The sequence below is a fragment of the Photorhabdus hainanensis genome, assembly GCF_018448965.1.
Taxonomy (GTDB): Bacteria; Pseudomonadota; Gammaproteobacteria; order Enterobacterales; family Enterobacteriaceae; genus Photorhabdus; species Photorhabdus akhurstii.
The window spans coordinates 45,858-69,002 of sequence record NZ_RCWD01000031.1; the positions used below are offsets into that span (position 1 = coordinate 45,858).

Here is a 23,145-nt window from a genome sequence, read left to right on the forward strand (position 1 = left end):
TTTATGGCATCGCCAAAATTATTGCCCCTGATCCTGAGAAAGGCCCTGCCTCTACTCTGCCATTTTTCTGTAAAATTGATTTCACTGTAACGGGTACATTTCCGCCAGCCGGTACAAACACAGCAACACCGTCTTCACCGTTTTTCTCATTTAATAGCAATTTAGCTTTCAAACTACCGTCACTTCTTAACGGTACGAATCCCCGATCAGGCCCCGTCGCTGTCACGATAATCTCGATGTCTACATTGCAGGTTACATTGATATTTTCCGTTTTGGTCGCGCCTTCCAGTTTTGCCTCATCAATACTACCGTAATTAAGTTCAACGGAGCCTTCACTGACCTGACAAAATCCTATCGGCGGCGGTGCAACGCCACATAAAGATCCAGGTAATAATCTTCCATGAAAACCATTTTGATCAGTTTCATAAAATAGCCCGACACATTCCTGATGCGATCGAATCGCAGGACCAAAATGTTTTGCAACTCCGGTGATCGGAAAACTGGTATATTTCAATATCTCCGCTTGCACTTGTTTCATGGTCTTAAATCTTTCCACGCGAGTATTAAATATCCTATAGGGCTGCCCTGAATAACCATCAACAAAATGGCGATGGTTAACCGATATCCAACACGCAGAATAACCATAACAAGGATTTGGCGTAAAATCGTTTTCTGGGTCCCAACGTTCAATGACAAAAGTATAATAGGCATTTGTCGGAATCCCCTCGGATTTAGTGATATATGAAAATATCGATGCAACCGCATTTGATGAAAACAGCGATAAAAGTACCAGCCAAACAGAGAATAACTTTTTCATTTAGTTACCTAATAAAACCGTGCAAGTTAGTCATAATTCAGATTAAATGTCGCAATCGCATGAAATGCGCCTCGCTTAATCGTCTGGTTAGCTAGCGCAGCAGGTTCCGCCTGCACATATGCTTGCAGTACAATCAAGTTTTCCCTCTTTTTTAACGGATACTCTTCCCCCTCTTTATTCAACAACAACCGTTTGCCTTCTGCCGTTTCTATACCGATGGCGATTCCAGAGGCTTGACTCCCTGCGCTTAACGCTAATAAGCCCGGCAATTGCGTATTTTCTATGCCGCTGAACGTCAATTTAATCGATTTCCCCACACTCATATCGCAACCAGATAACCTGAGTAGAAAAAGCTCACTATTGGTCCTACCATGCAGATACAAATATTTTTCAGAAATTGTTGCAAAATCGAGCTGGATATCTTCATCACCCGTTTTAATCGTGCAAGGTTCTTTAACCAATGCACCGTGAAAACGCATATTATCCGCAGCCTGTACCACTTGATGGCCATAAACCGTGGCGGCAATAACCATAAAACCAACACGCAACACGAATAATTTTAAATATTTCATTAAGTTTCCTTTCACTGGTATTCCGCCAGCAATGTCGCCGTCACTTCAAATGCCCCTTCCGGCAACGTACTTCCTGGCTTTTTCACCGGCACCGCTTGTATCACCGGCTGTTTCTGTGATGTCATCGGAATACGCTCATTAAGGGTGAACGCTTTACCATCCAACGTCAGACGAATGCCTAAATCAGTAATATTGGTTTGCAACGCGGCAGCATCAAATGAGGTTGGCGGGCCGACCACTGTCAATCCTAAGCTCCAACCTGAGATATTAGGCGCACATACCAACTGGTAATTCACGGGCTTGGTATAATTCACCCCGTCCACCTGATAGACGCCAACATTGTGACCAAAATCGACATCAATCATATTGCCGTCATTAATCACACAAGGGGGCGCTTCAAGCAGTGTGCCGTGAAACCACATATTATCTGCCGCCTGTCCCGGCATCACACTGATTAACCCCAGGCACGCACCCCAGAAAACACGATAGATCAGAGGGTTCATTGCATGTCTCCCGTTCACTGGTATTCAACCATCATGGTTGCACCTGCGCCAAAGTCGCCGCCTTTCAATACCGCAGCCATATCTTTTACCGGCACCGCATGTAACTCAGGAAAATTAGGATAGCTAAATTTCATCCAGTCATTGATGGGCAATTTTCGTCCGTTATGAATAACGGCGATGCCTAGCCCAGAGTGATTGGTTTGTAACACCGTTCGATCAAAACTGGCAGTATTACCCGATATCATCATTTTCATCGCATTAGCCGGCATTTTTTCACATCTCACTGTGTATTTTATGGGTTGCATATAATTAACCCCATCAATCCGGGTAATCATCACGTCGCCAAAATCCACATCAATAGTATTGCCGTTATTAATCACACAAGGTGGAGGAGCGATAACCACGCCGTAAATATTGACCGGTGTTTTACCCGCAAAATTACTGACAGGTCTTGCGGCTAAATTTGTCAGTAAATCAGCCTGAGCATTTACACTCAACAAACAGCCAAACAGTAATACGCTCCATTTTTTCTGCCTGCGATGCTGCCCTTTTATTCGCAGAGAACACAGAGAATTAGTCATAATTCACCCTGAAATCCACCACCGCGCGATATTGCCCAATCCCTAGCGCTCTCGGCGTCCGCACTGGCGTCACGTAATATTCCAAGCTGTCCTGCCCCGACGCCGCAAAACGTGGGCGTCCCCGCTCTCCCAACCGAATATCATTATTCGCGGTATCTGTTATCTGTAACCCCAACCCGGAGATACCCGTCACCCGCACCAGATGTGGATAATCGCGATCCGCCGGCGCCGCAAAACTGACCGTTATCACCGGCTGTAACTGATTCCACGTCAGATTGCCGGTCCGACTGTCATTGACTGCCCCTTTAGTTCTTAGACAGTCACGAAACTTCAATGTGAACGGTATCGGTGTTCCTTTATCACCTGGCTGGCGTAAGTCACTGTTTGGCGTGTTCCCCAGATTCACCTCCTGCCATGCAGAGGTCATGTCCAGTCGACAGGCCGCCTCAGTCAGCCCACCAAACACATACAGTTCACCGTACAGCCCATCTATATCTGCTGCCCGCGTCTCCCTCGCCTGACTCTCCGTCATCGGTATCAGCCAGATCGCCAGTGCCAGTACGCAACTTATCCGCTTGATGTTCATTGTCGCCCCTCCCGACTTTACCCATCACGACGAATGTTTAGTCACCTGACAATGGTTCCCCGCACAATTAAAAGTCAATTGCGGTCGGCCGCCATAATCATTGACATACGTTAGTACCGGCGCACTCCCTAACGCCCCGGTACTGCCACTCAGCACCGCACTACTTTTAGGCGCTATCATCAATGGTTTAAAGCCCGCCGCCGTCTCTCCCTTAAGCTGGCTTGATGCATCCACCACGGTGATGTAATACGGTGTCGGATTGTTCACCTGATATCGGTCTCCCTGACGCGTCAAAGTCATCTTCTCTTGCCACGGATTATCCAAATCGGTACGGCTGGCAAAAATGGCTTTCGGACGATAGAACAGCTTGATCCGAGTTTGTAACGCAATCTGCAAGGTATTCGGCTTCTTACTGCGCGGTGGAATTTCACGCAAATTAAAATAGAACAAGCTTTCCCGATCTTGTGGTAACTGTGCGATGGTTGGCAGTGACTGTATTTTCACCTGGCTCTTAGCGCCCGGCTCCACCCGTTGTACCGGCGGCGTCACCACTAACGGACCATTGATTTTGTTGCCCTGTTCATCTTCTATCCATCCCTGCGCCAGATACGGCAACTCTTTGTTCTGGTTGCTGATATCCATACTGGTGGATTTGTCTTCACCATTAAACACAACGCGGGTACGATCCAGCGCAATAGCCGCCATTGATTCACTGATCACTGACAGACTTAAGATAGCTATCGTGATTACATTGATTGTATTGTTCAATTTCATACTCAATTACTCATTCTTAGAATAATCATTTCAGGTCACCGCGATACACTTCGGCGACAGTAATAAGGTTTTCACGAATAAGGTTCCCACGCTGCCAGTCAATTAAAATCATGGCTGTTTATTACCGTCGGCCAGTTGGCAGAGCAGCAATAACGAAGCCATCTCTTCAACTTTTGGTAATTGACGCGGCAGCTCAATCACACACTGCAATTCCCCATCCCAACGCACATTCAGTTTCTCTCCGGGATTTATCCCGCTCAGGTAGGTATTCCCACTATCACTGACGATACCTATCTCCCGTTGATCCTTATTCAGTACCGTTGCTCCAAACGGCGGCGCGCTACCATCCGGCAAGCGGATCAGAGCCATCGCTTTTTCACCGGATATCACCTGGAATTTACGATAACCAATCGCCCCTTCCGTCAGTGTTGCTTGTTGTACCGACCGTACTGCCTCCACATTGTCCGGCAGTTTGTTTAAATCAATACTCGCACTGTTGCGGTAATAGTTGTTCACATCAGAGATCACCGCTTTACCGAACATATTGGTATGGGTAATCGCGCCAAAACCTTTCACAGGTACGCCGCCGACACCATCAGTATCCACCATCAAACGGGTGGTCCCCGGCATATTAATGCGATGCAGCGCCGCGCCTTTCGGCGTCACGGTCATGCCCCCCTGGATAGAAAGCGCTGCCGTGGTATAACGTCCATCCTGATAACTCGCACTGGTCGTCAGTTGAGCGCGATCGCCGTAATGGGTTAAATAACCGTTAGCCGCAGCCTTGCCATCAATACTGGTGCCAACCGCTAAACGATAGTTACTGTTTTCATTAATTCGATCGTAATAACCTACCGTGTGGGAGTTACCTTCCCGGTTGGCCATTGCGTTATAACTGATAGTTCCTGAATTACCCCACGGCAGGGATAACGTCATATACATCCCGTCGTCATTTTTACCTTCATATTTATTACGGTAAGCAGACAGATTCAGGTTAATGTTCTTATAACTGCCAATATCAAAATAGCGTGATATTGATACGTTATAGCGATCGTTATTCGAACGATTCCAGTAAGTCTGGTGGCTGTAATTCAGGTAGATACTGGCACCAATATGCGTGAACTGCTTGTTCAACATAATGGTGTAAAGTTCTTTATTGCTCTCTGCATCACCGTCGTGGTAACGACGCTCCAGATACTGGCTCATGCTCATAAAGTCACGTTCCGAGAAACGGTAACCGGCAAAAGTCACCTGGCTGTCATACTCCTCAAAACGCTTGGAATAACTGAGACGATAAGAGCCGCCAGTCAACGTTTGATCCTCAGCCGGTAAATGAGCGCGGGATTCAGTGACATCAAAGGAGAGCGCTCCGAAGGTCATCAGATCACGACCAACCCCCAACGACAACGCATTATAATCCCCGGCCCCCAATATCCCGCCGTACAATGACCAACCGTTGTTTATTCCCCAGGAAAATTCGCCGATACCAAAGCCCGATCCTTCACTGTGATGCTTCCAGCTGGTCGGCTTCCCCGCCGCCAGTTTGTACTGCACCCGGCCCGGACGGGTTAAATAAGGAATATTCGCGGTATCGATCTGAAATTCTTGTAAACCGCCATCCTGCTCCTCTACCCGCACATCCAGTTTGCCGCTCACTGCGTCATTGATGTCCTGAATACGGAATGGTCCTGGCGCAACTTGGGTCTCATACAACACCCGTCCCTGCTGACGAATAGTCACTCTGGCATTGGTTTTCGCCACTCCTGTCACTTCCGGCGCATAGCCTCGCAGGTTCGGAGGCAACATATTGTCATCCGTCACCAGACTCACCCCGGTAAAACGGAAGCTGTCAAAGATATTTGAATTGAGGTAATCCTCGCCCAAGGTTAACTTGGCATTCCAACGTGGTATGGCCCGGTATAAGTAATAACGGCTCCAATCCCAGTTTTTCTCAGTGCTCCCTCCCCGCCCCGTGGTGTGGTTATACTGTGATTGCCAGTCTGCCCGCAGACGCCATGCGCCCAAATTTATCCCGGTCGTACCATTGGCGCTGACATTCTGATTTTCATTTCCCTTCGTCGGCTTAGAGACCTGAGCATTGACGTTATAATCAAACATCATCCCGAAAATCCCTTCATCCCAACGTGACGGCGGGTCCCAGTCTGGCGAGCTATATTCGAGATAGGCTTGGGGCATACTCAGGTATAACGTGTCACTGCTCAGATCACCGCGCACCGTCATGCCCGGCAGCGTTTTAGTCTCCAGACATTGATTATTGTTCCACCAGGTAATCTTTGATTCCCATTCCGCCCGCAACCCCAACTGCTTCACCAATTCAGGCGGCAAACACGCCACACTTCCTTGAGGATCATCCGGTGGTACCATAAAAGTGACCGGCATTTCCGGCAATTCGCTCTTGTTCAGACGTATCGCCATCTGATAATCCCCCGGCATGATATAACCCGCACGGGAAAACTCTTTTAAATTAATCCGAGAACGATCCTGAACATCTAACACGTCCGTATTAAATTCAATTTCCTCTTCCGCATACACAGCATGAGTACCTATTAAAGCAAGCAATACCGAAATAATAAGAGGTTTCAGGACACACCGAACCGAGACCACCTTGTCATATTCAGTGGTCGAACCCAAAAATAAAGCCATAGCATTCCCAGATCGATGATTAGTAATAATCCAGCCTGAACCGAACAGAGGTTCGATACTGCCCTGCTTGCAATAACTGGTGATTACCCACCAATCGCATCGCGTAATTAAGCGTCATCTGCCCTGCCTGTAAGTCCCCCACCGGTAGTGGAGTTCCCGGGTACGCTTGATTGCCGTACATGTCGGTAATTTGTAACGCTACTCCTTGAGCCACACCCAATAAGCGGAAATTGTTCCCATCCGGTACGCCGTCAAACGTCACCTGAAAGTGGCGCCAATCGGGTTTACCCAAGGTGGCGGAAGTCAGTACGCAGTTAATCAAACGGATGGAAAAGGGGCGCACTAGTCCCTGTCCATCATGTATCATCCGGCTTACCGGGATCGTGGCTAACTCAATCGTCTGGTCACGGCTACCTGCGTCAATCGCACAGGCCGTATCAATGATGGTGCCTTGCATGCTAACGCGACCATATCCTTGTGTTCCTCGTGGAGCTGCCGTTTCAGCTTCAATAACACAGGAAAACATTAACAGGCAGGGCACTACAACAACGGCAGCATATCGACTCATAACGTCTCTCCAGCTAAACTTATTCAAAACTTTTAATTAGGAAACGCCCGCCTCCCTGTCAGCGTTTCCATGCATGAAAAGACTTATTGATAAGTCAGCTGGAAGTTGGCAATGCCGGTGAAATTACCCGGAACAACGGCATCAGGTGAAGTATCCCCCTGAAGATAGGCGGCAAAATGCAGATCATTATTACCATCATGCAGAGCTACAGCCGGTGAGGGAGTCCCTAGTTTGATTTTGTTACCGCCCGCATCAGTGATCGCAATACCCGCACCTTTAGCAACGCCTTCGATACCTAGCAAACCATCACCGCCGGTGATGCTAGATTTAGCGCCGACAAACGTCGTAGTGACTGTACTTATCGTTTCAGTCGTACAGTTATCTAAAGAAATTTTGAATGGCGTGGAAGAAGAACGGCCGCCGTTTTGCAAAGATGCGCTAGAAATAGAACCCATTGGAACTACCTGATCAACCGTTTCCGGGGTGATAGAACAAGGTGCATCAGTAATAGACCCGGTAAAAGTCACCGTTCCGTGACCTTGGCTAGGATTCGCTGCATTTACAGAACCCGCAGCCAAAGCTACGCCTAACCCCAGGGCCATAACCAATTTATTCAATATCATGTGAATTAATTCCTTGAATTTAAGGATAAAATACCCAATACCATAAAAAAATAACCGTGCAGGACTCCAGCTCCATGCACCCAATATTCAGTGCAAAAATAGTTTAAAAATCTCGGATTAATATTTTCTAAACCAAACAAAATGCACCAAACTGTTTTTTTCAGTCAAAAACACTAAGAGGGCATAATATTTCGGAGTTAACACTCGAAAAAAAATATTAATTTGAACTTATAATCTAATTAATCGATTAGTATTTGATTGAATTCAGATGAACCTACTAATTTTTTACAATAAATTAATGGCAGAGCGTAAAAAATAGTAAAAAACAATGAAAAAAAGCCAACTATTATAAATAGTTAAACATTGGCAATTTGGCATTACACAAAATTTGACTTAATCAGTCGTTTTATAGGAACATATTTACAGTTTGGTGCATTCTGTTTAGTTTCTTTTTATTGTTAAATAATTTCCACATATATAATTACAAAGCTTACAAGCTGATATTTTCTATTAAAAAATGGCTATCTATAACTATCTAAAAACGATAATTATAGATTTTGGTCAAAATAATTAGAGTTACCAGCTAATAATTTTATAAAGGTTCTATTCATTGATATATTCCGGTAGATTAATATTATTTTTCTACCTATAACTATCCGCCCCAATTGCACAGGAATTATTTTCATGAAGAAACGTAAGTTTTTAACCAGATATGAAATTAATGCGATTCTAGAAAAAGCACGTCAGGGACGTCACGCCGAGCGAGATTATTGCATGTTATTAATGTGCTTTATTCATGGTTTTAGAGTGAGCGAACTATGTAATCTAACGTTATCCGATCTTGATCTTAGCTCGGAAATTATTCATGTCAGGCGATTAAAAGGGGGATTATCAACCACACACCCGCTAATACCCGAAGAAATTAAAGCGCTAAATCAATGGCTTAATATTAGAAAGAGTTGGCGAGAATCTGATACGGAATGGGTGTTTTTATCACAAAAATCAGGAGCTATTTCACGCCAGCAAGTTTATGGCTTATTAAAACGTTATGGCAAGCAAGCATTAGTTAATATTTCACCTCATCCACACATGTTAAGACATGCTTGTGGTTATGCTCTCGCTGATTTAGGAAGAGATACACGCCTTATTCAAGATTATCTCGGTCATCGAAATATATCCCATACCGTTATTTACACCGCAAGCAATGTAAAACGATTCTTCAAGATATGGGAGGCTCCTGCAAAAGGACTCGATTAATTTCAATATCTCTTTTTATGTAAGACATGTAGCATGAGAAACTATTTCTCTTTGAAACAAAAAAATCATCTAATCATCCAATGGTAAAAGTCCTCGTCCATCTCTTGATGAGGATTTTTTATACAACAAACCCATTATCCACATCATAAGACACCACCTACTATTTCTTATAATTACTTTTTAAATAGTTTTTTTTAGAAATTAATAGATAAAACAATTAAATAAAAACATCCATTTAAGGATAATTTTAATAATAATTTCCATTAGTACATGAATGGATATTTTCACCGAAATGAAGAAAATGAAATCACTGGAAATTATACTCTGTTTTCCAGTGATAGCTTTCTGACTTTTAATCTTTCATGGTTAATTTATTAAATTTTTAGGTAATGTTAAATTTAATCAACTATTTGAATATTTGGAGAATGAGCAAGATAACCAACAAGATTGCCAATATTGTCTTTAACATTCCACCTTTCGAAGATAGATATATACCATGAATATTTGGCTATACCTGGAGTACGTAATTTAGATCCTTGATTGAAAATATTACGCGTTTCCAGTACGACGGGATAGTCTTGGTTAGTCCCTAACGTTGCCTCTTTACTTGGAGCCGCAACTTGAGATACAGCCGAAGTTAGGGTTGGTGACGAAACTAACGATTTGGCGCCTATCCCTGCCATATGATACAGAAATACTTGGTCATCAAATTGGGCTGATAGCGTTGAAGCTCGCCATCTAATTACATCCCCGACCTTACCTTGAATTAAAAGTGTACCTTGAGCATTATTTTTGGGCACATAGATATTATTTTGAGAGGTAATGTAATAAATGTATTTATCATCCATTACCGTTGGTTTGCCAGGGTCCTGACTAATGGAATTACCGAGATCGTTTGTGATAGCTTTTACATCAACAATGGCAAGAATATCAATCAATTGTACACCACTAATGGATTTTATATCATCCAGATCTGTATATTCAATATCATTCATAATACTGTTCCTATTCTTATATATTGGTTTACTTAATTATCCAGAACTCTAATGAAAGGATCATGACAAACATATCCAATGAGTTGCCTTTTACGATATATTTTTATATACCAGGTATATTGGCCGTACCCCTCTCTTTGGGCTGTTGATTGATGATAATATCTTGTTATTAGTCCACCATTACTTTCTCCATCTCTTTTATATACCACACTACTTATAGTATTATTATCTTTAGCCAAATAAGGAATAGAAATATCACCATAATCAAGTTGCGGTAATGTTATAAGCGTAACATCATCACCATCAATAGCTGATCCTGTCATGTGGCATAAAAGTACTGTAAATTCAAACTGCTGTGTCAAAGACATTGGCCTCCATCTAATGTCATCAGCAACATTGACGGTTATTTCCAACTCTCCCTGAGCATTATTTTTAGGAGCATAAAGATTCCCAGTACTTGTTATATAATAAAAGTAATCGTTAGATACCACTTTCGCAGTCTCTAATGTTTGTGATTTACTTAAATCATAATGACTAACGATAGCTTCTGCATCTACACAAATAAGAATATCTACAGTTTGATATTTCGAAACCGCTACAACGTCGCTCATATCTATTCTCCTTCACAATAAAGTGTTAGATTATTTAACAATCACCTATTATATTAATAATTCAGTTCAAGAAAACTACTGATATAAATCATAGTTTTTAAAAATAAATTATCTATATATTTACAAAAATCATTTAATATATAAAAAAATTTCCTGTTAATATTGAAAGGAATAATTATTACTTTTAGTATTAAATCACCACTTGTAAACATAAATAATTCAACATTCTCTCTTGCGTTAAAGTTATACTTTCCTGATATTTAACTATGAAATTATTTTTTTCATAGCTAACAATAAAAACACTTAGTGAAAAATAAAATATCGAATAATTAATTTAACTCTTAACACTTAGTTTAATAATAAAATGAGAATAAATTTGGTATACTTAGTCATTAATATGGCAGTGAAAATTTTAATTTTTATATTAAATATCATGCTGCCCATCCTTGACGTAATAAGTATATCAATTCGGCAAGCCAGAATATTAGGTTACAATTAATCATCGTAAATAAAGTAAAATCACTGGAAATTATACTCTGTTTTCCAGTGATAACTTACCAACTTTTAATATTTCATGGTTGATTTATTAAATTCTTAGGCGATGTTAAATTTAGTCAACCACTTGAACATTTAGAGAATGAGCAAGATAGCCAACAAGATTACCAATATTGTCTTTAACATTCCATCTTTCGAAAATAGATATATACCATGAATATTTAGCTATACCTGGAGTACGTAATTTAGATCCTTGATTGAAAATATTACGCGTTTCCAGTACTACAGGATAGTCTTGATTAGTCCCTAATGTTGCCTCTTTGCTTGGAGCCGCGACTTGAGATATCGCTGATGTCAGAGTTGGTGGCGAAATTATCGATTTGGCGTCTACCCCTGCCATATGATATAGAAAGACCTGATCATCAAATTGAGCTGATAAAGTGGAAGCTCGCCATCTAACGACATCCCCCACCTTACCTTGAATTAGAAGTGTAGCTTGAGCATTATTTTTGGGCACATAGATATTATTTTGAGAGGTAATGTAATAAATGTATTTATCATCCATTATCGTTGGTGCGCCAGGCTCCTTACTAATAGAATCACCGAGATCGTTTTTGATAGCTTTTACATCGACAACGGCAAGAATATCAGTCAATTGTACACCAATAATGGATTTCATATCATCCAGCTCTGTATATTCAACATTATTCATAATACTATTCCTATTTTTATATTGGTTTTATAAGTATTTAATCATCTAAAACTGTAATGAAAGGATCATGACCAATATATCCAATCAGTTGTTTTTTACGATATATTTTCATATACCAGACATACGAACCGCGTCCCGCCCTCTGAGCTGTTGATTGATGATAATATCTTGTTATTAATCCGCCATTATCTTCTCCATCTCTTTTATATACCACATTATTGACATTATTATTATCAGTTTTAGCTAAATAAGGAATAGAAATATCACCATAATCAAGTTGCGGTAATGTTATAAGCGAAACATCACCACCGTCATCAGCTTGTAATCTCATATAGCATAAAAGTACTGTATATTCAAATTGCTGTGTCAAAGACATCGGCCTCCATCTAATGTCATCAGCAACATTAACCACTACCTCCAGCTCTCCTTTAGCATTATTTTTAGGAGTATAAAGATTTCCATTGCTTGTTACATAATAAAAATATTTGTTATGTATTGATTTCGCCGTCCCTAGTGTTTTTGATTTACTTAAATCATAATTACGAAGGATAGCTTCTACATCCACACAAATAAGAATATCTACAGTTTGATATTTAGAAACCGTTATAACGTCGCTCATATCTATTCTCCTTTCACAATAAAGTGTTAGATTGTTTAACAATCATCTATTATATTAATAATTAAGTTCAAAAAAACCACTGATATAAATCATAGTTTTAAAAAATAAATTACCTATATATTTGAAATAATTGTTTAATATATAAATAAGTTTCATATTAATATTGAAACAAAAAATTATTATTTTCAGTATTAAATTACTATTTGCAAACATGAGTAATTTAACATTCTCTCTTATGTTAAAATTATACTTTTATGATATTTAACTGTAAAATTAAATGAAAATAAATTTGATATATTTAGTCAGTAATATAGCAATGAAACTCTTAATTTTTATATTAAATGTAATTCTGCCTATCCTTGGCGTAACTCGTATATTAATTCGGCAAACTAAAATACTTAGTTACATTAATTATGTTGAATAATTAGATTACAACTAATCCTCAGAAACAACGATACTAGTTAATGGAGTATGATAGCAATAACCAACAAGTTTATTTAAATTATCATAAATAGATATATACCATGCATATTGAACTATACCTGGCTTACGCAGCGTAGATTTTTGATAGTAAATATGTCTTTTTTCATGGATAAAATCGGCTAAAGGAACTTGTAGCAATTCAATGCTATTTTCTTCCTGAGGCGTTAGCGCTTTTTTAAGCTTGGGGACAACAACATTAGTTAATGTATATACAGTCATTGGTTGAGAAATGCAATCATTCGCGTCTTTTTTTTCCACACGATATAAAAACACCTTATGGTTAAATTGAGCAGATATGCTAGAAGATTGCCATCTAACTATATCACCTACCTTACCTGTAACTTTAAGTGAATTTGTAGAATTTTTCTCAGGAGAATACTCTTGACTTTCAGTGGTAATATAATAGAAGAAGCTATCATCAATTTTAGTCGGCTTTTTATAATCTTGGCTCAGACTTAGTTTATTTTTATTCAGTTTATTTAAAATAGATTGCACATCAATACAGATTAAAATATCTATGTTATTAGTAAATTCAGCATTATCATCAGTATTCATAATGTTAGCCCTATTACCTTATATTAATTTTGTAGTTTATAAAACTTGAACAAAAGAGCTATGAGAAATATACCCAATTAGCTCAAGGTTATAGTGTATGCTTATTATAAAAGTCAATTTTTCTTTACCTGATTTCTTACCTTTTGATTCCATATAGGATTGCGTTATAGATTCTATGCCATATTTAAATGGTGTACCGGGTAATTGATTATTGTTCTGTTCTGGGTAAGTGACCTTTGTTACTTCCTGAGTATATTTTAGCGGTGCTATAGCTTTATAGCTATTTTCTTTAGTTTTTTTGTATAAGTTTACCGAATGTATCAATTGTTGCGTTAAAGATATGACTCTCCACCGGATAGTATCGTCGACACCTATTTTTACTATCAATCCACCCGTAGCATTATCTTTAGGTGTATAAGCGTTTTCATTATTAGTAATGTAATGAAAATATTTATTACCTACCACTGTAGGATTGTCAGGATTTGTTCCCAGTTTAGCGTAATCATTAATAATACCATCAACATCCACACAAATAAGAACACTTACAGTTTGATTCATTTTTGCACCCCTTCATTGGATTAACCCTCATTGGATTAAGTTGAACTAAGAGTCCTCTATCATCCTAATAATTAACTACTAAACCTGAAATAACTACTGGTATAAATCACAGTTTAGATAAAAAAATTACTTATATATTTATCAGAAATATTTTTAGACACAGCCAAATCCTACCAATAATTTATTATTTAAAAAAAGAATTTATATCAAATTAATATCATAACGATATTAGTTCATAAACAGATTAGTATTCTTCTAAGATATAATTGTTTATGTTATTTAATTTAATCTAAAAGATATTAATCTTATCGGTATTTTTTATATTAACAAATTCCACATTAGTACCGGCCTGATGTTTTATTTATTTGCAACAGTAAATCATCATTTATTTTATCGGTTCGAAAGTTTAACGCTATAATATATTACAGGATTCATCATCAATGCTCTGAATTATTTTCATGGCATTAAATAAATATTCATTTATCATACATTTCTCCATATAAACTTGATGTCTAATCTCATTCTATAGCGAAAATTTTTGAACTGTTAAAAAATTTTCAGCGTTTAATTTCTCCCCTCTGGTATTAAAGATACGCTTTCCTATATCTAATTAGAAAGTGTATCTTTTTAGCTAAAATATGAGCGATTGTAAAAGGGATTTCTTCTTTGAAGAAATCCCTTATGTCGTTCAGTTTTACTCAATGATTAAATCATCAATAAAATAATCATCACTATAATGATTACTTAAAATAAATTATCAATTGATATTCTTCGACAAGAATTGTGTATCGGGGAGATCGTCATTTAACTCATCATAACCTTTAACTTCATTTTTAAAGGTAACAATTTTATCTTGCCCACTGCATTGACTATTAGATATCATATTACAATCATCAGGAATATTCTTTTCTCTTATTCCAAGCCATTCAGAAAATAGCGTCAGAAAGTGCAATCCACTTCTTCGTGCTGTTATCTCTTCACGATAAGCGTAATCACTGCCGGTAATAAAAAACGGCACCTGAAAACTCTGTTTATTTTCATCATCATGTGTCAGGTTTTCTTGATCGGTTCCTTTATGAACATAAGAAAGCCCGTGATCTGCAAAATAAAGCATCGTCCATCTTACATGATGATGATTAGCCTCAGATGCAATTTCAGAAAGCAATTTATCTGTATTAGATATACTTTTGACATAACAAGAAATTTCTTCCGATTGTAAGAACAGATCATATTTTCCATTCGTTCTGACGCATGCCTGTGGGTGAGATCCCATTAGATGAATAACAATCAGTTTTTTCTTCTTTTCTGGTATTAATGCCTCTTTAACATAAGGCATCAATTTATCATCAGGCAAATAACGCCGGTCATCAGAACTACCGCTTTTCAGGAAGTGGACATTATCCGCCTGTTGTCCAATCAACGCCACCGGAGAATCAAAAGCGCTCTTCATCCCCTGATTAGATATCCAATAGGTATAAAACCCGGCTTTTTTCGCCAACGTTATGACACTATCATTCAAATTGATCGCATTCTCGCCTTTCAAAGCCAGTGAGTTAGTCAAAGATAACTGAGTCGATGCCGCTGATGAGATGTAATTTGTAAATATCTTGCCATTCGCCTTGTCCAGCCACGGCGTATTGTTATAAGGGAAACCATACGCATTCATAAAGTCCTTTCGAACACTTTCACCAATGACCATGATATAGGTTTCATATTTATCCTCTTTTACCACCGGCTGCCAAGAGTCTTTCTGTTTTATTATTTCAGCGAACCTGATCCTTTCTGAATTAACCTCTTTATAGCTCTCAACGACATCACTAAGAAATCTAATTTCGGGTAATCCTGATGCCAATAGATTAAAGTTAGGATCGAAATCAGATTTTATATACCCTTTTACCGGTGACCAAAAAGCTGACAATACAAAAAACAGTGACAGGAATATTATATTTTTTCTCTTTAGCGTTACCCTTACCTTTAAAGATAAAATCATTAATATAGCAGTAGCCGACACCACTAAATAGGTAAAAAGAGGCAACCCACTGATAAACTCGACAGCTTCATTTTTATTAGTATAAATTAAAGACCCTACTGAATTGATATCAGGACAACCATAATTCAACCCTACGGGAGAATAGATTACACTCATTAATCCAATCATGCATACAAAAATATAATATATATATTTATTCAAACTTGACAATAATATCAGTATTGAAAAAGCACTAAATACATATATAAACTTTAGCTGATATCCAAGGCTTAAATGGGCCAATGAAATAAAACCAAATAAACATATCAAAGTGAAATTTTCTTTGATTTTTTTACTCAATAGCATACTCACTAATTTCCTTTAAATCTATACAATAAAACACCAAAAATTCATCACCTTTTCTTATTGGTAGGAGTAACTTTACAATAAGAAAATCTGTGGTTAATCAACTACCATCATGATACAGCTTCAAGCAGCGCCATTCAGATTGCTACACTGAACCATTAAACTAACCGCGTAAAAAAACACCTTACTCATTTATCTGTAACTTTAGTTAAGGATTCCCTGAGCCAGGACAGTTATTAATCTTCAATATTTGATTAACAACATGTAAATAATATGCGTTTTTTTTGTTAATAGCAAAAACTCTGACTATATCGATCCTGATCGCAATTTTAAACTATACTTAATAAGTAACCTGTGCACGAAGGCATATATCCGACTGCAATGGTAACTAACTGAAAAATAGTGGAAATATCTATCTTAAACACTGTACATCTTAAAGAAACATTATCCTCGTAATCGATACTCAGTAAAGAGAAAGCTAGTCAGGTCAAGTTATTGGTTATTAAAAGCTATTATGAACATTAGCTGCTGCAATTGATGACATGCCCTAAGCTTTTCATACAACAGCCAAACATGTTGGTATTCCAGTAAATCCAGTCAAGAAAACTCAATAAAATATTGACAATAGATAGCACACACAGAAAGAATCATCTCAAAACCATTAGGAGATTAGCGATGAATGAAAAATTCTATCAATTAAAAATAACGCTCACAGACTCAAAACCTGCTATTTGGCGGCAATTTGTCGTTCCAGCCTCTATTTCATTTGACAGGCTGCATGACGTGATACAAATCGTGATGGGATGGCAGGATAGTCATCTACATGAATTCCGTATTGGCAAACTGCGGCTAACAGAAACGCCAGAAAGCTCATCTGATGGCAAAGAAGAAGATTTATACCGTCTGTCTGATCTGATTAAACAAAAAGGGCGATCTTTTACCTATCTCTACGATTTTGGCGATGAATGGGAACATGAAATTACCTTAGAAAACAGTCATTATCCTGCCAATAACCTGCCGCTTCCTTTTTATTGTCTGGATGGCGCTCGCGCCTGTCCCTTGGAAGATACCGGCGGGATTGACGGTTATGAAAATTTAATCGCAATACTGAATGATCCTGACCATGAGGAATATGTAAATACACAGCAATGGGTAAGTGAATTACTTGATCTGGATGAAGATGAAGATTTCGACTTCGAGCAATTTCCCATTAACAATATTAATGCTTTCCTGGCGCTCTATTATCGCTGGTCACGAGATCGTTACCATCTCTTGTGGGATTGGGAATAAATCTAACAATAGGATAAATCTATCATCATTGAGAAAAGTTTCAGATGAATCGCTATGATGAACATTGGTGCTTGATTTGAATTAACTTTTCTCATGGCATTAGGTGGTACTTAGCTCAGTATCAAGTGCAGTTTCTGAGGGCTTTGAGATTAACCCCTATCAAACTGCACTGGTATTTAATGCCATCATCATCACCCACCTGATATTAAACAGAGTAACTATCGCAGCAGGTATTACTATTACCGACCGCTCTTACCAATCAATAGAAAATAAAAACCGCATGCAAAAATGAAGCATGAATATAAGATTCTCTTCTCTCACCACTTCTTTCCGGTTGCATTAACAAAGTTATTAAAACAACGACTAAATAGATAATGCCATTAATCATCGTAAGAGATTGTAATAAAAATATTTTTTTAATTAGCGAATTCGAGATGGACTAATATCTCTTTGACTCCATATCGAATTTGTAACACTTTCTTACAAATTTATATTTTTGTAAATTTGAAAAAAATTCTTGCTATCTGACGAATATTTAATTATTACTTAAATGCCATTATATGGGCTATATTTAAAAATTACCCCCTGTTCCCCTTATCCTTGGGGACTAACTGATTGGGATTGATTTCTCTCTCCCTCTCATTCAACTCGCCATTATTCACGCTATAAGCACTGCTTTTATCTGTGATGATGGGATTTTTACTAGGTTATTTTTCTAACAAAAAATTGATTATTTCAACTCTGGGAAAAATATGCCCCTTGTGAGGCTACAGCAATCGCCTCACAAACATCTTTCCAGATAAAAACCTTATAGGACAGTGTGTTATGAATAAAAAAGAGTCTCTATTCCTACAAGAATTGCAATATATACGGCAATTGGCGCAGGAAGTCGCAAAAAAAAATCCGCATCTGGCAGATTTTTTATCCGAGGGCGCCGGTGATCCGGATATTGAGCGAGTGATACAGGGCTTTGCGCTGTCAGCCGCCCGTATTCGCGAAAAGATTGAGGATGAATTTCCCGAACTCACCTTAGGGATGATGGCACATATTTGGCCATATGCCATGTGCCCGGTCCTGCCCACCAGCATCGTTCAATTTTCACCCGCGGGGAAACATCACCTGGCCGCGCTGACGCTACCCGAAGGGACGTTGGTTTCTGCCGGGGAAGGCGAAGAGGAAATCCGTTTTGAAACCTGCTGCCCTTTGCATATCGAACCACTGACGGTGATTGACCGGCAACTGAACGCAGCCCCAGAGTACAGTGAAATAACGCTAACACTGCAATGTTCGGAGAATACCTCAGAGTGGCTCAGCCAACCGCTGCATTTCTTTCTGGGCAGCGATCGTCTGCAAGCCGCTGAATTAGCCTTATGGCTTGACTTTCATCTGTGTGATGTCTTTTTGCGAACACAGGACGAAACCATCACGCTTGATAGCAGTTACCCTGTGCCGGCATTGTGGGGAACCGCGCGGCAAGTCGCTATCCTTCCCGCGCAGAAAACCACGCCATACTCTATCTTGCAACTGATGACTGAGTACTATTACCTGCCCCATGTGCATGATTTTGTGACGATTGATATCAAGAAAGGTCGTCGATTGGTGGAGTTGAACGCAGACCGAACATTCGAGCTGATTTTTCGGTTTGATGGTCATCTGATGCTAAACGATATTTCCCAAACCTTTCTGTTGGATTGCGTGCCGGTAAGACATCTGGAGCCGATGAGTGCGAAGATCTCGGTAAACAGTGAAGCCAATCATTATCAAATCCCATTGGATTCGACTAAGCAACTGTTCAAGCTGAACCACATTTACACATCAACTGAACCGGAACAGGAGCGCGGGCAACCCTACCGCTATCTGCCTATCGAAAAGTTTATTCCAACCGCTCATTTTCTGCCGGACGCCGAGTTTCTTTACTATTATCAGCTTAGGACGGAATGCGATATTTTGCAGCGAACCCTGCAACATCTTCACTTCTTTGATTGCAATGGCAAACCAGCGGATAACCTGCCGCCACAATCCATTCTTTGTCAATTTACCGGTTATCGGACACAGGCCGCCAACCTAGGTATCGGTGCTATCAATCAACTGGGAGAAAATGCCTCGGGGCTAAAAGTCAGCAATATCACCCCGGTTTCTACCTGCCACCCACCAATAACGGAGGATAAGGAAGATAGATCGAACTGGACAATCATCTCTTTCCTTTCCATGTCCCCCTGGATGGCGTTTCACACTGACTCGTTAAAAAATCTTATCAATATGTTCGATTTCTCCTACGACCAGTCATTAAGCAAACGTATCCAGGAGCATATCGACGGTATCGTTCGACTGGATAACATCCCAATAGATCGTCTGGATAAAGGGATTCCAGTGCGGGGCCATCAGCTCGTCCTGACATTGAACCCGGATTGTTACGCCAATCAGGGGGAGATGCATCAGTTCAGTCTGGTGGTGTCACGCCTGATGACGCTTTTCATCAGTATGAGGACTTTTGTGATGATGAAAGTTATGGATGCCCACACAGGAAAAGTTCTGTGGAATTTTAACCACATGATGTTTGGGCTGCGTGCCTATCTGTAATTTAATTGTAAGGAAAGTGTATCAATGAGCAAATTAAGCCCACTCGATTGTCTTGACTGTAAAAACATGCTGAAACACTGGATAGAATTTCAGTTGGTGGATGAACAGGGGAAACCTCTGGTCAATATGCCTTATCGTTTGAAAATCCGTGGAAATCCGCTGCTAGGACGTAAAGGGGTTACCGATGGCAATGGATTGCTAAGGGAAGAAGATATGCCACCCCATCCGGTAACTCTGTACATCGGCGCCCAGCCGCTGGCCGATGAAATGGAACGGCGCCCGTTGCGGGAAATACGTGGTGAAGGGGCCTCTGTGGTGAAACCAAAAGCGGAAGCCGAAGGCTATCAATATCGTTATGTGACTATCGGGCAGATTAGTGATGGATTGCCGGAGATTGTGGACTGGAATGATCCCAGCAAAATTCCACCGCCTTATCATTTCCCAGACCCGGAACCAAAAGGCTATCAGGTCCATCCAGTGAATCGACGGTATGTTCTGGAAGTGTGTCCATTTCGGGCCTGGGTTTTGTTGTTGCATCATCAAAAAGAGTATTCCATTGTGAATGCTTATAACCAGTGTTTGATGAGCGTGCTGGCCTATGCCGATGGAGATGTCAATGTAGCAGGCTCCGTTAAACACTTTTTTAACCGGCAAATGGTGGATGTTTCAAAATTGCCCTATAAAGTGGAGGAATTGTCGGCAACGCCTGTCGTTTACGATGTGCCGTTTAGTGAACGTTATACCCGGGTGGAGTTTATTGATTCAAAATCTGTTAAGCACCCACAAGGAGACACACAACTATTTTATGCTGCCAGCCAGAATGATGTGATTGTTAGTTGGCGGGGTACAGCCAGTGCGGAGGATATCCTGACGGATGCTACATATCAACCCTTGGGGATAAATTACGATAAGAAAGCTTCATTCTGCGAATTTATTCACCACGGCAAAGTGCATAAAGGATTTTGGGAAGCATTCAGTCTGATTGGAAAGTTAAAAGTCCCCAGTAATGATACTCAAAAAATATTCGCTGATATCATTAAATTAGCTCAAAAACGAAGGTTATTTATCTGTGGTCACAGTCTAGGAGGCGCACTAGCATTACTACACTGTGCACAACTAAAAGAACATAATCCATGTTTTTACAGCTATGGAATGCCTAGAGTGTTAACTGTCAGTGCGGTACGGGAACTAGCTGATATCACCCATTACCGCCATGTGAATGAAGATGACCCGATCCCTTCTTTACCACCGGAAAAAAACCTGGATAACTGGCTATATGATTGTTGGGGGCCGCTCGGCTATTTATTTAGTCCTGTTGAATTGCTGGACTTTACCAAAAGTGGTGAAGTTTTCCTGCATCACGGAAAAATAGTGCACTTTTGTAAAATCAATCTGGTCATTGAATGGTTGGAAGAGCGTAACCCAAGCAACCATATACGTCTCAGAACCACCTTACCCACTAAAACAAAATTATATTTGATCCCGTCGTTAAATCGTGAAACAGAAAATAATCTAAAGGATGCAGGTGAGATTCAAAAAGGATTTTTTAAACAGATAAGCGATGCAGATAAAGCCAAATGGTTTCCTCTGAACGAAAATCCAACTTTAAAAGATGCCTTAGGTTTTCCTGATCATAGTTCATTGAAATACGCCCGTTACATTGGTGCACGGCTAGCAGAGCTAATTGCACCGGATAAATACCATTTTTTCCGGGATCAGGAACAATTATTTGAAAAAACGTTGAGTGAAAGGAGCGATATTGTTTCAAGTATTCGGCAACGCGACACATTACTTTTACAGATGGACCACCAATTAAAGCAAACTCTGATTCGCACTCAACAAGATAAATATGGACTATTGGCCTTAACACGCTATACGGATAACACCGTAGAGATTGAGGAAGATTTACTATGACAAATATCAAACAATGCTTATTAGTCTTGTTAATCACATTAATATCAGGCTGTGCTGACCCTAACGAGCCGCTTTCTCCTCCTAAAGAGAATCAATGGATCACAGTGGAAGGGGTGGCACCTAAGTATACAAAACCATATGTGTCCGCTGTGTATATATCAAAATATTGCCTGAGATATCAATTACATGCTGACATGTCCCCTTATAAAGTACCGACCTATAATGGATTGAGTCTGGATGTAAAGGCCAATCCACAAACCGGTTACTTTCAAGCGAAGTTACCTTTTAATGGAGGAGGCCGGTGTAAATGGAAGATTGACCGAGCCTTTGTGACTGTAGGTTATACCGATGTCCGTCATTTAATGAAAGATGCTACTCAAGAAGCAGGAACTGAGGGCACTGGTTTAACTGCATTTATCAACGACGCAACCCAGACAAATCTGAGCGAAACGGCGGTATTGAATACTATAGATTATAGTCCGGTTATTTACCCTGTATTGGAAATGGTTAATAGATTCCCCAAAAGAATATTCCTACAGGGTGAAGTAGGAATGCGTCCCTTTAGATTAAGGTTAACTCCAGGTGCTGAATGGAAAATTACCTATAAGCCTAAATTAGACGAAACCAAAATGCCTAAAATTATTATCCCACCTGGCAAAGAACCTTCAAGAGTTGAATATCCTGATGGCAGAGTTGATTTAAACAGAGACTCTATTGATTACTGGAAAATAAAATAATGCCCCCTCTGTAGGAATTGAGGAAAATTTACCATGATAAATATTAAACAATACTTATCGGCCTTATCCGTGATTTTACTATCAGGATGTGCTGACCCTAATGAACCACTTTCTCCTCCTAAAGAAAATCAATGGATCACCGTAGAAGGGGTAGCGCCAAAATATACCGAGCCTCATGTATCTGCTGTGTATACCCGTAATCATTGAAGATGCTTGATTTTATCCGAAATGGAGATCATTATCCTCGCTATGAAAATATTTATTACATCAGAACAAAAAATCAAACTTGAACGTCTTCACGACACCACTCGTGATG

Annotated in this window: 22 protein-coding genes; 6 read left to right on the forward strand and 16 right to left on the reverse strand. The window is 39.7% G+C overall.

The annotated features are described in order from the left end of the window. Nucleotide 1 precedes the first annotated feature (1 nt). The 9 genes from EAE92_RS17420 to EAE92_RS17460 form a co-directional block, all read right to left on the reverse strand. Nucleotides 2-817: an MrpH family fimbial adhesin gene (locus EAE92_RS17420; protein WP_105396032.1), complete on the reverse strand. Its 816-nt coding sequence runs from the start codon at nt 815-817 to the stop codon at nt 2-4. A 26-nt stretch (nt 818-843) separates the two neighbouring features. Next, nucleotides 844-1,389 (reverse strand): fimbrial protein, encoded by a 546-nt coding sequence (locus EAE92_RS17425; protein ID WP_214068993.1) that lies wholly within the window; start codon nt 1,387-1,389, stop codon nt 844-846. Between the two features lie 11 nt (nt 1,390-1,400). Continuing rightward, nucleotides 1,401-1,892 (reverse strand): fimbrial protein, encoded by a 492-nt coding sequence (locus tag EAE92_RS17430; RefSeq protein WP_214068994.1) that lies wholly within the window; start codon nt 1,890-1,892, stop codon nt 1,401-1,403. Between the two features lie 14 nt (nt 1,893-1,906). After that, a complete protein-coding gene (locus EAE92_RS17435) occupies nt 1,907-2,473 on the reverse strand; it encodes a fimbrial protein (protein WP_046396174.1) in 567 nt (188 codons plus the stop codon). After that, complete coding sequence (locus EAE92_RS17440) at nt 2,466-3,059, reverse strand: fimbrial protein (RefSeq protein WP_214068995.1); 594 nt, start codon at nt 3,057-3,059, stop codon at nt 2,466-2,468. Before EAE92_RS17440 ends, EAE92_RS17435 begins: the two co-directional genes overlap by 8 nt. 24 nt (nt 3,060-3,083) lie before the next feature. Continuing rightward, nucleotides 3,084-3,833: a fimbria/pilus periplasmic chaperone gene (locus EAE92_RS17445; protein WP_214068996.1), complete on the reverse strand. Its 750-nt coding sequence runs from the start codon at nt 3,831-3,833 to the stop codon at nt 3,084-3,086. A gap of 108 nt (nt 3,834-3,941) precedes the next feature. Continuing rightward, nucleotides 3,942-6,497, reverse strand: coding sequence for an outer membrane usher protein (locus EAE92_RS17450; RefSeq protein ID WP_214068997.1), 2,556 nt, complete (start codon nt 6,495-6,497; stop codon nt 3,942-3,944). A gap of 19 nt (nt 6,498-6,516) precedes the next feature. Then, entirely contained in the window at nt 6,517-7,065 is a 549-nt protein-coding gene (locus tag EAE92_RS17455) for a fimbrial protein (RefSeq protein ID WP_214068998.1), read from the reverse strand. Nucleotides 7,066-7,148: 83 nt separating this feature from the next. After that, nucleotides 7,149-7,688: a fimbrial protein gene (locus tag EAE92_RS17460; RefSeq protein ID WP_036782747.1), complete on the reverse strand. Its 540-nt coding sequence runs from the start codon at nt 7,686-7,688 to the stop codon at nt 7,149-7,151. Between the two features lie 684 nt (nt 7,689-8,372). On the opposite strand from EAE92_RS17460, the gene EAE92_RS17465 reads away from it, so the two are divergent. Further along, nucleotides 8,373-8,945: a tyrosine-type DNA invertase gene (locus tag EAE92_RS17465; RefSeq protein WP_046396168.1), complete on the forward strand. Its 573-nt coding sequence runs from the start codon at nt 8,373-8,375 to the stop codon at nt 8,943-8,945. A 398-nt stretch (nt 8,946-9,343) separates the two neighbouring features. Here EAE92_RS17465 and EAE92_RS17470 read toward each other — a convergent pair whose 3' ends face one another. From EAE92_RS17470 to EAE92_RS17500, 7 genes are all read right to left on the reverse strand, one after another. Then, nucleotides 9,344-9,940, reverse strand: coding sequence for an AidA/PixA family protein (locus tag EAE92_RS17470; RefSeq protein WP_214068999.1), 597 nt, complete (start codon nt 9,938-9,940; stop codon nt 9,344-9,346). A gap of 32 nt (nt 9,941-9,972) precedes the next feature. Next, a complete protein-coding gene (locus tag EAE92_RS17475; RefSeq protein ID WP_214069000.1) occupies nt 9,973-10,551 on the reverse strand; it encodes an AidA/PixA family protein in 579 nt (192 codons plus the stop codon). 610 nt (nt 10,552-11,161) lie between these two features. Beyond that, nucleotides 11,162-11,758, reverse strand: a complete 597-nt coding sequence (locus EAE92_RS17480; RefSeq protein WP_214069001.1) for an AidA/PixA family protein — start codon at nt 11,756-11,758, stop codon at nt 11,162-11,164. 37 nt (nt 11,759-11,795) lie between these two features. Further along, nucleotides 11,796-12,377, reverse strand: a complete 582-nt coding sequence (locus EAE92_RS17485) for an AidA/PixA family protein (protein ID WP_214069002.1) — start codon at nt 12,375-12,377, stop codon at nt 11,796-11,798. 435 nt (nt 12,378-12,812) lie between these two features. Continuing rightward, the gene (locus tag EAE92_RS17490) at nt 12,813-13,415 is read right to left on the reverse strand and encodes an AidA/PixA family protein (protein ID WP_214069003.1); all 603 of its coding nucleotides are present in this window, start codon (nt 13,413-13,415) and stop codon (nt 12,813-12,815) included. Between the two features lie 36 nt (nt 13,416-13,451). Then, on the reverse strand, nt 13,452-13,973 hold the full coding sequence (locus EAE92_RS17495; RefSeq protein WP_214069004.1) for an AidA/PixA family protein: 522 nt from the start codon (nt 13,971-13,973) through the stop codon (nt 13,452-13,454). A gap of 757 nt (nt 13,974-14,730) precedes the next feature. Further along, nucleotides 14,731-16,119 carry a phosphoethanolamine transferase gene (locus EAE92_RS17500; RefSeq protein WP_214069005.1) on the reverse strand — a complete coding sequence of 463 codons (1,389 nt, stop codon included), beginning with the start codon at nt 16,117-16,119 and terminating at the stop codon, nt 14,731-14,733. Between the two features lie 864 nt (nt 16,120-16,983). On the opposite strand from EAE92_RS17500, the gene EAE92_RS17505 reads away from it, so the two are divergent. The 5 genes from EAE92_RS17505 to EAE92_RS17525 all read left to right on the forward strand — a co-directional run bounded on the left by EAE92_RS17505 (nt 16,984) and on the right by EAE92_RS17525 (nt 23,036). Then, nucleotides 16,984-17,598 carry a plasmid pRiA4b ORF-3 family protein gene (locus EAE92_RS17505; protein WP_214069006.1) on the forward strand — a complete coding sequence of 205 codons (615 nt, stop codon included), beginning with the start codon at nt 16,984-16,986 and terminating at the stop codon, nt 17,596-17,598. Between the two features lie 825 nt (nt 17,599-18,423). Continuing rightward, nucleotides 18,424-20,178: a type VI secretion system baseplate subunit TssF gene (locus tag EAE92_RS17510; RefSeq protein ID WP_214069007.1), complete on the forward strand. Its 1,755-nt coding sequence runs from the start codon at nt 18,424-18,426 to the stop codon at nt 20,176-20,178. A 24-nt stretch (nt 20,179-20,202) separates the two neighbouring features. Continuing rightward, nucleotides 20,203-22,092, forward strand: a complete 1,890-nt coding sequence (locus EAE92_RS17515; RefSeq protein ID WP_214069008.1) for a lipase family protein — start codon at nt 20,203-20,205, stop codon at nt 22,090-22,092. Next, the gene (locus EAE92_RS17520; RefSeq protein WP_214069009.1) at nt 22,089-22,829 is read left to right on the forward strand and encodes a hypothetical protein; all 741 of its coding nucleotides are present in this window, start codon (nt 22,089-22,091) and stop codon (nt 22,827-22,829) included. Before EAE92_RS17515 ends, EAE92_RS17520 begins: the two co-directional genes overlap by 4 nt. 33 nt (nt 22,830-22,862) lie before the next feature. Next, the gene (locus EAE92_RS17525; RefSeq protein WP_214069012.1) at nt 22,863-23,036 is read left to right on the forward strand and encodes a hypothetical protein; all 174 of its coding nucleotides are present in this window, start codon (nt 22,863-22,865) and stop codon (nt 23,034-23,036) included. The last annotated feature ends 109 nt before the right edge of the window (nt 23,037-23,145 follow it).